The following is an 11,581-nucleotide window of genomic DNA, read 5'->3' on the forward strand; positions in this document are numbered from 1 at the left end:
AATAAAATCCTTAACTCTTAGTCTGTTAAGACCTGAGTGTTGATTCTGAGCCACAAGAAACCTTACTGAGTTCTGTATTGAACTTTCCGAGTGCCGATTTGCTCTTTTTGAAATGAAGAAAAGCCGCATGAATTAGTTTTCACGTGGCTTTTTTGTTGTCGAAATTTTCTCACTGGCTTTGGGAAAGTTCTTTGAGAAAACTATCAAGTTCATTTTTTATGAGAAGACATGGAGTCGAAGGAATAGACTACGGTACAGTAAAGGTATTTTGGGAAAAGAAGTACTTACTTGTTAGGGATAGTACTTCTTTACCAGTATTACCACTTTTACCAGTGTTGTAATCGGTGGTAATTGTGATGTGTTTAGGTTGAATGGGATATTGTTTTTATTAGGTTAAATTTAGTGTGGTTACTGGTAATTATGGTGTTTAATTGTTTTCTTGATGTTCTACGTGTGGTTTTGTTATTTTAATTCAGCATGTTAGGTGTGTAATGAGTCGAAAAGATTTGGTGGTTCACCTGAAGATGTCACTATGCTATTTTTTGTAAATGTAAAGGAAGGTTTATAAAGTTTAAAAGTATCGGATGGGGATGTGATGACTGAAAATGGAACTGAATCTGAACTTACCGCTGAAGCTGCAACAGAAGCATCGAACTCTGAGAGTGAAATTTCTCAATCAGAAGAGCCTAAAAATATTATTCCTTGGCAACTACGAGATGAGTCATACAGGTTCACTGGGGTACTTCCTGAAGGTGAAAAGCTAAAAGGTGATATAAGACCTGTTCACAAATGGAAGAATGATGCACCACTGTACAACTCGCCTAAACTGATAAAGCATCTGAAGAAATATCCCGCATATGCTGTAGTCGGTGGACATGGCGATCTTGTTATTCTGAATGTTGATGCTGAAGAAGGTGAAAGTATTACAGAGTTGCTACCGGATACTTTTACAACTCTGAGTGCAAATCGGAAACTTCCACACGTATATATTAAATCTGATGTGGGTGAGAAAGCTTACAGGCTTAATCGCTACATTCCTATGACGGATGCTGAAGAAGTTGAGTGGATAGAAAACTACGATGGTAGCTACGAGAAAAAGAAACTCAATCTGAAACCGTTAATTGGAGTTATCGGATATGGTGCAATTGCTACAGGAGCTAACAGCAAGATCGGAGAGGGAAAAGTCTACGCCCCTATTAATGAGTTACCGATTGCTGACGTTGATTTTGTAGAGTTGGCACAAGTGCTAAATCGATTTGGTATAACTTACGAAGCACAAAAATCTAAGTTGCTGGATAGAATTGAACGAGAGAAGCCATTTATGCACTTGGCCTATGAAGTCCAAGTGCTTGGAAAGGAGACAGAGAAGTCTGTATCTAGCTCAAAAGACGATTTATACAAATTCTCCAACGACCCATTATGGATTGATATCACTCAAAGTGTCACCATGAAGAAAGCATACGAAGCTAGAGGGGGAGAATTTAATTCTGGCAAAACAAGGCAGGATTGTCTTTTTTGTAGTGCCAAGGGCACAGTTGAACTTACAGTTAGCAAGTACAGATGTTATAACCCTAAATGTAATGCTCAACATAAAACCGCATGGTTTCTCTATCAAGCTTTTTCATTACAATTCAAGGGTATTGGAGGTTACGATTGGAAGAAGTGTACCCTTGAATTTGCTCAGCTAGCTGGAGATAACTACCATGCTAACTGGGCTAACTATTTAAAAGAGTACGAACGAAAGATTCAGAAAAAAATTGCTAAGAACCAAGCCTCTGATCTTGAAAGTGCACTTGAAGAGTTCAATGAGGACCATTTTATAGCATCATTTGGGTCTGACGTGCGTTTCTGTTGGGAAACTGAGAACTATCGAGGTGAGCCAGAAGTCATTGCGTATCAATTCAAAAACTTTGAGCAGTTTTTTGCAGATAGAGAAGTTATTGTAGATGGAAAAGTACGGTCTCTAGTCCATCAATGGAAAAAGTGGAGTGGAGCAAGACGATACGCTAATGTTATATTCAAACCTGTTGGAATTGGTCGAGTGTGGGATAATGACCGATTCTATAACAAATGGCGCGGTTTTTCAGTTCAACCCAAAAGTGGTAGTTGTGAACGAATTTTAGATCACCTTCGCATGATCTGGTGCAGAGGTAATAAAGAATATTTCAATTACTTAATGACTTGGTTTGCTCATATGGTGAAGACGCCAGAAGAGAAACCGGGAGTTGCTGTAGTTATTAAAGGTGAAAAAGGTGCTGGCAAGAGTATCATTCAAGAGAAGTTGTGGAAAAAGATACTCGGTGCACACTTTTTGAAACTCGATAAGCAAGGTACTGTGACTGGTAGGTTCAATGCTCATCTTGAAGACAAGCTCATGATTGTACTAGAAGAGGCTGTATGGGCAGGTGATAAAGCTGCTGAGGGAACTCTTAAGTCATTAATTACAGATCGGTTACTTCCTGTAGAAGCTAAAGGTTATGATCTGCGAGAAGTTGACTCTTACTGCCGACTGTTTTTGAACACAAATGAACATTGGGCAGTTCCGGCAACAAGAGGTGAGAGACGTTTCTTTGTACTGAAAGCCAGTGATAAAAAAGTTGGTAACGAACAGTACTTCGGAGAGCTTGTTTATGAAATTGAGAACGGTGGAGCAGAGGCCTTTATGGACTACCTCAGTAAGTACGAGGTGGAAATGTCTACTCTGCGACATGCACCGAAGACTGCTGCATTACTCGAAGATGTGGTAGCAAGTTTTAGTCCTGTAGAAAGCTGGCTTTATGACCTCGTATTTTATGAAGAACATGCCATATACGACACATTTGGCGATATTGACCGAACATTTGAGTGGGATTCTTGGGTGCCAACGAAAGATTTGTTTGATCATTTTCAACAGTGGGTTGGTATTGCAAAAAAGGCTAATGCTCACATAGCTAAAACTGGAATTACTGAACAAGCTAAACTAACCCGCGAATTGAAACGACTAATGGGGTTTAAGACAGCTCAAAAGTCAGGTGGAATTCGAAATATACAGCTTATAGATCGGGAAGAAGCATATAAGCTTCTCATGGGTGAATATGCAGGTCTTGATGATTTTGATTCGCAATTGGATTCTTTAGAACCTAAGTACCTTAAGCCTGAAGCTAAACCACAAGCTAAGCCTGAAGCTGAGTCAGAAAAAGTTGATGGGAAAGCGGTTAGGAAGCTTGATGATTTTCCCGCCGAACTTAGACCGGTAGCGAAGGTGGCTTTCAAGCCTCAATCTACAGGCAGTGACGACGAATTTGAAGAGCTTGATGCGTTGTTGAATACATGGGATTAAAGATAATCAATATGGCAGCTAATATCATGAACTCAGTGAGGTTCATTTAGCTACTAAAGGGCAGTCGATAAGCTGCCCTTTATTTTTTTGTAGAAGCGACTGCTGGAAAGTGAGTCGGAGTTCGATAATGTTAGAGGAGGGATATTATCATAGGTTGTTCAAATTTAATTCTAACCCTATTCCTACAGGCTTCAAGGTGATTGAGAGTTCTTCTCGTACCTTGTTTTCAAACCACTCACAGAGTTGGAATGTATCTAGTTCACTGACCTCATCTGCATAATCTTCATCCAGACTTTCACAAATTGATTCAAGTTCAATTTTTACGTCTTTGGTGAGTTCCTTATCGGCTGCCATGAGGAATGTCTCATTATTAACGGTAACAACAATTACTTCATTCATCTTTAAACTCATTCTCGCTTCTGTTATGGACTGTCATTGTTGATCGATAAGACATGCCTATTATGTCTCTCGATCTGTGTAAATACATTCCTATCTTTGTGAAATCAATGCTACGCAGTTGCTCTCCGAATGTGTAATCCTTATTTTCATAGTCGGTTGACGAGATTTATTGTTCAGGTGGTAGTTAAATTTCATTCATCAGGATGTCCTTAACCTCATCATCCATGATCCCAAGGTACACCATTGTTACTCGTGGGGAAGAATGGTTATATCTCTTAGCTAGAACATCAAATCCTACTCCATGATGTACTCTCTGGACATACCCGAATGTCTTACGAAGTGTCCGACTTCCATATCTTCCTGACAAACCTGCTAACTGGCACCAAGATTTTACTAACCGATTTACCTGAGTAACTGTCACAGGTTGGTTTTTTCCTTTCCTAGATCGGAATAGATAGCAATCTTCTGCCGGATTCAACTTTTCCCTATATAGGCGCAAAGCCTTAGCCACTGCTCCGTTAATCACAATGTAGTTCTGTTTCCCTGTTTTTCTTTCCTTGATCTGGACAACATCTCCTTTTTGCTTGTCGGCTACCTGCTTCCATTTGAGATCAAGCAGGTCAGTTATCCTAATTCCGTTGTTAATACCCATAATGAAAAGCAGGTAGTCTCTCGGTTTACTCATAGTCATACGTTTGATGTTATCAATTGCTCGGAGGTCTCTGATGGGATCGACGGAGTTATCCATAGTATATATCACCTTGTGTTTTTTCCTTCCTCGGCTGGACTTTCTGTTTTCCGAAAACAGAGTTGTCATGTTGGTTTGAGGTGCGAATGTTCAGTTATGTTAGTCTGATAATAACAGGTGACGTGTTGTCGTAAACGGAAAAGGTACGATATTACAAGTGGTTAATCTCGTTACACTTGTTCTTGAACGTCAACTCTTTACTAAAGAGTGAACATTCGTGGTGATGGGTACTAATGGAGGATGACGGGAGGTACGGAAATCACTGATAGTGGAAATCAGTCTGTTTTCTTCGAAATGACCTGTGACAGTAAAGTATCTATAGGGTGTTTTGAGTAAAAACGTAAAAAATGAGTTCTGTTTTTCGTAACCTATTAAATTTGTTTATCTTTTTGTAAGGGTGTTGGTTTTGTAAGTGGTTTAAATGATTACCGTTGTCCTGAGAGTACTATTCGTGACTGTTTGTTTGATGGTTCAGGACGTACTTTGTGGTTCAGAACCAGTTGATTTTGTATATTTTTATATAAATATATAAAAATACCAAAACAGGAGTCTCTAGATGAAGAATTACGAAATGTATCCTTATAGATTAGTGTGTCACGAGATAAAAAATGAATCCAAAGAGTCAGGAATACCAGTTGGAAAGCTTTATAGCATGAAGATGAAACAAGTCCTTGAGTTGCTAAAAGAGAAAAGAAAAGGTCAACAATGCTAAGTTATACAGGGAAGCAACTAAAAAGAATATTGTTGAGGATGGAATTGAAAGTAACATTGCTGTTGATAGTTGCTATCAACGGCGTCATGAATTTCTTTGTGGAAGATTGGCAACATTAGAGACCTTGTGACAAGATCAACGAGTTACCAATGTGGAGTCCATTGAACATGTGAACTCGTGAGCATGGGAGATGGACACTTTTAATGAGTTAATAGAATGATGCGCTTTGCGCTTACATATAGATAATTTTAAACGGATGACAATCCGGTAAGGTTCGTACGGATTGTTCTAATGGAGCAGAGCGACATTAGCACAATTCTACGTAAATTCTGCTCGCAGAATTTGATAAGTATTATATGGAATGTGATGGAAATATTGTTAACTTATGAGCAACTTTGTTGCACAAGATCAGCGATGATTCAGCTCTTTGTGAGCACGACGAACAAAGTGCGGAAACTTGCTGCTCTTGAAATTTTGAGTGCAACGAGAAATTTCAAGAGCATAAGGTTCTCAAAGAACATGGTCTTTATTTTATATTTATTTATTACTTTATTTAAGGAGTCGGAAAGATAGGCGTCCCTAATGTCGAGAAGGTTTTGAGTTAAACACATGTTTAATATGTTGTTAAGCGTCCTTTACCTTTGAGTAAAGGAGTGTTTAACAATAATTAAAAGAAGATTAACTAGCTTTGTTTAATAGTGTTGTTGAAGTGTATTAATATAAGAATATATCTAGTGAGGAGTTGATATGGAAAGATCATGTGTCTTTGTAGAAAAAATGCTTCATTATGAAATGAAGAAGGTAGCATTGAACGAAGGTGCTACAGTAAAAAAAATGTATGAAAATGCGATTAAAGAATTTTTAAAGCAAAAAAATAGAAAAATGAAATAGGAGGCTGAGAAGCTAGATGAAATTAGAAGATGTAATGAATATTGTTAAGGGAAAAGACAAAGAAGTGAAGAAGGAGAAGAGATTCAATTTTGAAGTATGGAGTGGCAAAGGTGAACTTAGTGGTTTTACACAAATTCCTAATAGGCTTCTGCTGTTACTTCCAGCATTAAAATTAACGAAAACAGAACTGGGCTTACTTCTTGTAATATATCGGTTAACTCTTGGGTATGGAAAGAAATCAAAGTCGGTAACTCAAGCAGCACTTATGGAGTATCTTGATGTAAGTAAGGTGTCTGTATCCAATGCTCTGAAGAGTTTGAATGGGTTGGGGATAATTACATATAAAAAAGGTTGTATCACTGTTCATGATACTCATGAATGGAACCTTGATTTAGCAAGTCCTGAAGACTGTTTTGATAGTTAAGTTGGTTAAATGATATGAGCATAGTGGTTCTGTGCAGGAAATCGAAACAACACAGACCCACATGCCGTAACTGAACGAGTGGATTGATAACACTCCTGTGTACTTTTTGAGCTATCCGTTTAGGGTAAGCTCAAATTTTTTTATACAGAGGGTAATATATGAATCCGAATCCGTATCTTGAACAGGCAATGGAAATGGTAAAAGCACAGGCAGGCGTTAAGCAAATGACTCCTGCTGAAATCGTGGAGATGACAAAAGAGGTTGCTGAAGGACTCAATAACTATGTTTCTGGAACTGAAGAAGTTGAATCTGAAATTCAGGAACCTTTTATTGAACCTAAAAGAGCAATCAGACTTAACCATATTATATGTGTTGAGTGTGGAGCGAAGTTTAAGATTCTTTCTAAGAAGCATTTGGCAAGTCACGGATTAACATCTGATGAATATCGCGAAAAATGGGGATACAAGAAAGGTACTTCATTGGTCTGCAAGAGTGTTACACAGAAGCGCAGAGAAAAGATTGTTTCTACCAAGATATGGATGAAGACAAGCAAGAACTCGAAGAGCGAAAAAAATGACTCAGATAGTAAGCCTGATAAGAAGAAATAGCTTTATAGACATATTAATGTAGCAACAGCTCGTATTGAATGTTCAATACGAGCTGTTGCTGTCTCTGGGGGGGAGTTGAAATTTAAAATATACCACCAGAAAGTTTAATCAGTTCAATGTCCTTAGCTGGTTGTACTTTCCAGTTGGTGTCAATCTGAATATGGAAAGCACCAAGTGAAACTTCTTGTAATTCCTGAAGTGAGAAATAGCCCCATTCAGCGTTTTGAAAATCCCCATTTAGTATTACGTAGCCAAAACAAGTGTCGTTTTTGTCGGACTCAGCAGCGAACCAATGACAGTTACCGAAGACAAAGTGACAATGTATCATTTTGTCTTCATTCGTAATATTTTCTGTGGAATATAGATCGGGAATATCTGTAGCTTGGATAGCTTCTTGAATGTTCATTTAATCTCCTGACTTTTAGATAGTTATATACTGTTAGTCAGGGACGTAAACGGATGATGAATTAACTGGATGTGACATGACGTTGCCACGAGTGGCGCATTAACTGATTGGTAAATAAGAAACTATATCTAAAAGAAAAACAGGCCACGAGAACAACTCTCATGACCCATTTTATAGGAGTAAGTATCTATAAGGTTCTTAATGGCAGATCGAAGCAGCTTTAATCAAGGTAGCTTCTGCTGCATTTGATGGTTTTGAGTTTCCGGAGAAGTAAGCAGAAAGATCGGCAGCATCAAAAAGATCATCCAGAGCAGCTTTTTGTTCATTTGAGCATGAATCAGAGTTGATGATTTGGTTAGCCATAGCAATGTCTGAAGTGTCATATCCATCAAAATCAGAAGCAAGGGCAGGAGTGGACATTAACAAAGTAGCAATCAGACCAGTAAAAAACAGCTTCATAGCATTCTCCCTTAGAAATATTAGTAGGTTGTATAAGTATTATACGGACTACATGAACTCGTACATGGGGTGTGGAATATTAATGTGCTCGAAGGAAAACTGAGTTTGTAAAGTAAGAAACAGTTTTCGGAAGTGAGCAGGATAAACCTCAAACTTCATCCTATGACGAACTTTTTTAGGATTATTCTTTTGATAAAAGGAAAATGTCAACTCTTTTTCATTCTATAACATACTTTTACTGTAAAAAGTCTTGTCATAGCTTGTTTTGAAGTCCTCGATCAAAGGACATGATGTTCTAATAGGAGGACATCATGTCTACTGAACTGAAACTGTTTGGAAAAAGAGTACGGACATTACGTAAAGCCAAGAAGATGACTCAGGAACAACTAGCAACTGTAGCTGACTCAGGAGCTAAGTACATAAGTGAGTTAGAACGTGGCGAAGCTAATGTGACAATTACCTTAGTCAGTAAGCTTGCTGAGGGACTTGGGGTACCAACTAGTGAACTTTTCGAGAACGATCATGAAGCTGATAGTCAGGAATTGAGAAAAGAAATTAACCGGATGATCAGTGAAGCTGATGACGAGAAAATAAAATTACTATACAGGGTTACAAAAAGTGTCCTGAGTTAGTTTTAATTAATTCTGATGAAAATTAGGAAGGTAGTTGTGCGGTATCCTGATAGTGCTGAGATGTTTATTCCAATTTTTGATGTACTTGTTGCGAGTAAGGGTTCTGTTTCAGTGGCAGAGATAAACAATGCGATACTAAAAGCCATGAATCTTCCACCTTCGATGCAGCAGGAAATGCTGACTAAGAAAGAATATAATGGGATTGTGCTAGGTTATCGGGCTGGTTGGGCACGTCATTATATGAAGGATGGCGGTTATATTACTAACTCAGAGCGTGGATTCTGGTGTTTCACTGAGAAGTTCCAAGCAAAAGTAGAACAGTCAGTTGAAGACAGTCGAAAAGAACTGTTGGATTTTGCAGTAAAAAGAAATGCTATTGTTCCAGATGGTGACTTCAAGGGACAATATCCTGAGTAAAAAATGACTAATCGAGTTCGCCATCGGACTGGACTAACAATTTGTGAAGTTCTTTTTTGAACTGTTCTGAAAGTCGTTCACCTATCTCACCGTAGTTAGTAGTCAGTGACCCATGTTTCTTAGCGTCGATAGCGGACATGGTCTGAAATAGTTTTTCAATCGGTGAGAACGATAGAGAGAGTTGATCATATAGGTCGAGTAAATCTTTTTGAGACATGAGTTATCCGTGGTTAATTGAACTAGATTGTTCTGGATAATTCATCTGAAAATACGTGTACATGGAAACCTTCTGAATTGATGTCAGGAGGTTTTTTTGTGGGCAATTTTCGGACGTCATGGAGGTTGAAAAGTGAAGAACTCGAAGTCAGTAAGGAATATTTAAAAGTTAGTAAGTAAAATATGGAAAAGGTTGTTATATGGTCAATCATATTTAACTTTGTATAATAACGTGTATAATCAGTTTTCATGAAGCCAATGATACCAAGGTCTAAGAGGTCAAAGGTATAATAAATCGACGATTATCACCTTCGGTCTCACCATTCAAAATATTCTCGTTAATCCAGAAGTCACTGTTGGTATTTTTTCGCACACACGTCCTATCGCGAAAGGTTTTTTAAACCAGATTAAGTATGAATTTGAGCAGAATGAAGTGCTCAAACGCTGCTATCCGGAGATCCTTTGGGAATCGCCTAAACGAGAATCGCCTCGGTGGTCTGTTGATAGCGGTATCGTTGTTCGCAGGAAGAAGAATCCGAAAGAAGCTACTGTTGAAGCATGGGGGCTCGTGGATGGACAACCGACAGGTAAGCACTTTGAAATCCTTGTGTACGACGATGTTGTGACTCGTGATTCGGTGTCAACTCCGGAAATGATCAGTAAGGTAACAGAATGCTGGGCGCTTTCATTGAATCTTGGAATGCATGGTGGAAAGCAGCGTTACATCGGCACCCGCTATCATTTTAATGACACCTATAAAACCATAATGGAACGGCGGGGTGCTGAACCGCGTATTTATGCTGCTACGGAAAATGGAAAAACAGATGGTACACCGGTGTTTTTACCGCCTGAAGAGTTAGCAAAAAAACGCAGGCAGATGGGGCCGTATGTTTTCGGTTGTCAGATGTTACAAGACCCTAAGGCGGACAGTGTGCAGGGATTTAAGGAAGAGTGGCTACGGTATTGGCAGCCTTCAGAGCCTGCCCACTGGGAAGGCATGAATCGGTATATCGTGATTGACCCTGCCGGTGAGAAGAAGGTGGGCAGTGATTATACAGTCATGTTGGTAATAGGGCTTGCTGAAGATGGCAACTACTACCTTATCGGTGGAGTGCGTGATCGTATGAATTTAACTGAACGAGCTTCATGTCTGTTTTCATTACATCGTCAGTATCGGCCTGTCGCTGTTGGTTATGAACGGTACGGCATGCAGGCAGATATCGAACATCTGCGGTTTGAAATGCAGAATAGGAACTATCGGTTTGACGTGGTTGAGCTTGGTGGTGCTGTTCCAAAAAAAGATAGGATAGGCAAGTTAATTCCGTTGTTTGAGCAAGGACGTATGTATTTACCAGTGCGAGCACCTTTTAGAGATCAAGAGGGGACGTGGCGGGATTTAACCAAAGAGTTTGTTTCTGATGAATATATGGCGTTTCCTGTGAGTTCTCATGATGACATGCTGGATTGTATGGCTCGAATTTTAGAGCCTGTGCTTGGAGTTGAATTTCCTTCAGCATTGAATCTAAGGTTAGTACAGAATGAGTTAGGAAATATGGAGTATGACTTGTATGCATGATTCTTTAGAAGTGTTAACTGGAAGATATGAAATTAGAGCCCATATTCCTAATTTTACAAATTGTTTAAACGAACAAGAGTTAGCAATTATTTGGAAAAAACTGTGTGATGAGCGGAAAAAAAAGATTGTTTTTTACGATGGTGAAATCACTACGGAAGAAGAATTTATTCAATTTATGCAGGATGATATGAACTATGTGTATGCTGTTTATGAGAGGGGGGAAGTCTTGGCTTTGGTCTGGCTGAACAACTTTCTTGGGCGGTGTGCAATGATGCATTTTACAATGTTTTACAATTCTAAGGGGAAAGAGCAAGGTACTGCACTGTTTTTATTGAATTTTATGCTTTTTTCGCAACATGAGGGGCAATATTGCTTTGATGCCTTCTATGGCCTTACTCCTCGTGTGTATCGACATGTTTTAAGCTTTATTAAAAAGTTGGGGTTTCGATTAGTGACAGAGATGCCTTCATCAGTTTTTTTTCAAAAAAAAGAAAAAAAATGCCTCAAAAGTGCAGTTTTATCGATTATACGCCGTGAGTATCTTAACATATTAGAATAACGTGAAAAGATGCTAAAAGGATGAGCTTGTGAAAAAACTCATTTACACTGTAACTGCCTGAAAAGATATGTTATTTGGCTGGTTATGTGACCAACTTATTTCGACCAATTACGGAGATTTCAACAAAAAAGCAAAAAAAGGCATCTTGCTTGACCATTCAGTGTGCAAATCTAAAAAGTCAGTATGTTGACGAAATAGTAAAACAGCGTAACATG

The 11,581-nt window shown here is 38.7% G+C and carries 13 protein-coding genes and 1 pseudogene; 9 read left to right on the forward strand and 5 right to left on the reverse strand.

Going from position 1 to position 11,581, the window contains the following annotated elements; genetic code table 11:
* Positions 1 to 595: 595 nt before the first annotated feature.
* The gene (locus BUR09_RS14985) at positions 596 to 3,319 is read left to right on the forward strand and encodes a DUF5906 domain-containing protein (RefSeq protein WP_074217758.1); all 2,724 of its coding nucleotides are present in this window, start codon (positions 596 to 598) and stop codon (positions 3,317 to 3,319) included.
* 147 nt (positions 3,320 to 3,466) lie between these two features.
* Here the strand turns inward: BUR09_RS14985 and BUR09_RS14990 are convergent, their stop codons facing one another.
* A complete protein-coding gene (locus tag BUR09_RS14990) occupies positions 3,467 to 3,718 on the reverse strand; it encodes a hypothetical protein (protein ID WP_074217759.1) in 252 nt (83 codons plus the stop codon).
* 184 nt (positions 3,719 to 3,902) lie between these two features.
* Entirely contained in the window at positions 3,903 to 4,466 is a 564-nt protein-coding gene (locus BUR09_RS14995) for a tyrosine-type recombinase/integrase (RefSeq protein WP_074217760.1), read from the reverse strand.
* A gap of 556 nt (positions 4,467 to 5,022) precedes the next feature.
* Here BUR09_RS14995 and BUR09_RS16920 point away from each other — a divergent pair.
* The 4 genes from BUR09_RS16920 (at position 5,023) to BUR09_RS15010 (ending at position 7,101) form a co-directional block, all read left to right on the forward strand.
* Complete coding sequence (locus BUR09_RS16920) at positions 5,023 to 5,178, forward strand: hypothetical protein (RefSeq protein WP_175566047.1); 156 nt, start codon at positions 5,023 to 5,025, stop codon at positions 5,176 to 5,178.
* Between the two features lie 747 nt (positions 5,179 to 5,925).
* Positions 5,926 to 6,069 (forward strand): hypothetical protein, encoded by a 144-nt coding sequence (locus BUR09_RS16925; RefSeq protein WP_175566048.1) that lies wholly within the window; start codon positions 5,926 to 5,928, stop codon positions 6,067 to 6,069.
* A 16-nt stretch (positions 6,070 to 6,085) separates the two neighbouring features.
* Positions 6,086 to 6,493 (forward strand): replication protein, encoded by a 408-nt coding sequence (locus tag BUR09_RS15005; protein WP_074217762.1) that lies wholly within the window; start codon positions 6,086 to 6,088, stop codon positions 6,491 to 6,493.
* 158 nt (positions 6,494 to 6,651) lie between these two features.
* Positions 6,652 to 7,101 carry a MucR family transcriptional regulator gene (locus tag BUR09_RS15010; protein WP_074217763.1) on the forward strand — a complete coding sequence of 150 codons (450 nt, stop codon included), beginning with the start codon at positions 6,652 to 6,654 and terminating at the stop codon, positions 7,099 to 7,101.
* An 82-nt stretch (positions 7,102 to 7,183) separates the two neighbouring features.
* On the opposite strand, the gene BUR09_RS15015 is transcribed toward BUR09_RS15010, so the two are convergent.
* Positions 7,184 to 7,507: a DUF2958 domain-containing protein gene (locus tag BUR09_RS15015; protein WP_074217764.1), complete on the reverse strand. Its 324-nt coding sequence runs from the start codon at positions 7,505 to 7,507 to the stop codon at positions 7,184 to 7,186.
* Positions 7,508 to 7,705: 198 nt separating this feature from the next.
* Positions 7,706 to 7,966, reverse strand: a complete 261-nt coding sequence (locus tag BUR09_RS15020) for a hypothetical protein (RefSeq protein ID WP_074217765.1) — start codon at positions 7,964 to 7,966, stop codon at positions 7,706 to 7,708.
* 311 nt (positions 7,967 to 8,277) lie between these two features.
* Here BUR09_RS15020 and BUR09_RS15025 point away from each other — a divergent pair, with 311 nt between their 5' ends.
* Positions 8,278 to 8,598, forward strand: a complete 321-nt coding sequence (locus BUR09_RS15025; RefSeq protein ID WP_074217766.1) for a helix-turn-helix domain-containing protein — start codon at positions 8,278 to 8,280, stop codon at positions 8,596 to 8,598.
* A 36-nt stretch (positions 8,599 to 8,634) separates the two neighbouring features.
* On the forward strand, positions 8,635 to 9,015 hold the full coding sequence (locus tag BUR09_RS15030) for a winged helix-turn-helix domain-containing protein (protein WP_074217767.1): 381 nt from the start codon (positions 8,635 to 8,637) through the stop codon (positions 9,013 to 9,015).
* A 7-nt stretch (positions 9,016 to 9,022) separates the two neighbouring features.
* Here BUR09_RS15030 and BUR09_RS15035 read toward each other — a convergent pair whose 3' ends face one another.
* On the reverse strand, positions 9,023 to 9,232 hold the full coding sequence (locus BUR09_RS15035) for a hypothetical protein (RefSeq protein ID WP_074217768.1): 210 nt from the start codon (positions 9,230 to 9,232) through the stop codon (positions 9,023 to 9,025).
* A 270-nt stretch (positions 9,233 to 9,502) separates the two neighbouring features.
* Here BUR09_RS15035 and BUR09_RS15040 point away from each other — a divergent pair.
* Positions 9,503 to 10,807, forward strand: a pseudogene (locus tag BUR09_RS15040) (phage terminase large subunit family protein); the annotation flags it as partial.
* A complete protein-coding gene (locus BUR09_RS15045; protein WP_074217769.1) occupies positions 10,800 to 11,366 on the forward strand; it encodes a hypothetical protein in 567 nt (188 codons plus the stop codon). The pseudogene BUR09_RS15040 and the gene BUR09_RS15045, both read left to right, overlap by 8 nt.
* Positions 11,367 to 11,581 lie beyond the last annotated feature (215 nt).

Source organism: Halodesulfovibrio marinisediminis DSM 17456 (assembly GCF_900129975.1).
Lineage (GTDB): Bacteria > Desulfobacterota > Desulfovibrionia > Desulfovibrionales > Desulfovibrionaceae > Halodesulfovibrio > Halodesulfovibrio marinisediminis.

What these genes read in the sequence shown, in the direction of transcription:
- BUR09_RS14985 (WP_074217758.1), top strand. Translation starts at nt 596, where the DNA reads ATGACTGAAAATGGAACTGAATCTGAACTTACCGCTGAAGCTGCAACA.
- BUR09_RS15020 (WP_074217765.1), bottom strand. Translation starts at nt 7,966, where the DNA reads ATGAAGCTGTTTTTTACTGGTCTGATTGCTACTTTGTTAATGTCCACT.
- BUR09_RS15025 (WP_074217766.1), top strand. Translation starts at nt 8,278, where the DNA reads ATGTCTACTGAACTGAAACTGTTTGGAAAAAGAGTACGGACATTACGT.
- BUR09_RS14995 (WP_074217760.1), bottom strand. Translation starts at nt 4,466, where the DNA reads ATGGATAACTCCGTCGATCCCATCAGAGACCTCCGAGCAATTGATAAC.
- BUR09_RS15015 (WP_074217764.1), bottom strand. Translation starts at nt 7,507, where the DNA reads ATGAACATTCAAGAAGCTATCCAAGCTACAGATATTCCCGATCTATAT.
- BUR09_RS15010 (WP_074217763.1), top strand. Translation starts at nt 6,652, where the DNA reads ATGAATCCGAATCCGTATCTTGAACAGGCAATGGAAATGGTAAAAGCA.
- BUR09_RS15045 (WP_074217769.1), top strand. Translation starts at nt 10,800, where the DNA reads ATGCATGATTCTTTAGAAGTGTTAACTGGAAGATATGAAATTAGAGCC.
- BUR09_RS16925 (WP_175566048.1), top strand. Translation starts at nt 5,926, where the DNA reads ATGGAAAGATCATGTGTCTTTGTAGAAAAAATGCTTCATTATGAAATG.
- BUR09_RS16920 (WP_175566047.1), top strand. Translation starts at nt 5,023, where the DNA reads ATGAAGAATTACGAAATGTATCCTTATAGATTAGTGTGTCACGAGATA.
- BUR09_RS15005 (WP_074217762.1), top strand. Translation starts at nt 6,086, where the DNA reads ATGAAATTAGAAGATGTAATGAATATTGTTAAGGGAAAAGACAAAGAA.
- BUR09_RS14990 (WP_074217759.1), bottom strand. Translation starts at nt 3,718, where the DNA reads ATGAATGAAGTAATTGTTGTTACCGTTAATAATGAGACATTCCTCATG.
- BUR09_RS15035 (WP_074217768.1), bottom strand. Translation starts at nt 9,232, where the DNA reads ATGTCTCAAAAAGATTTACTCGACCTATATGATCAACTCTCTCTATCG.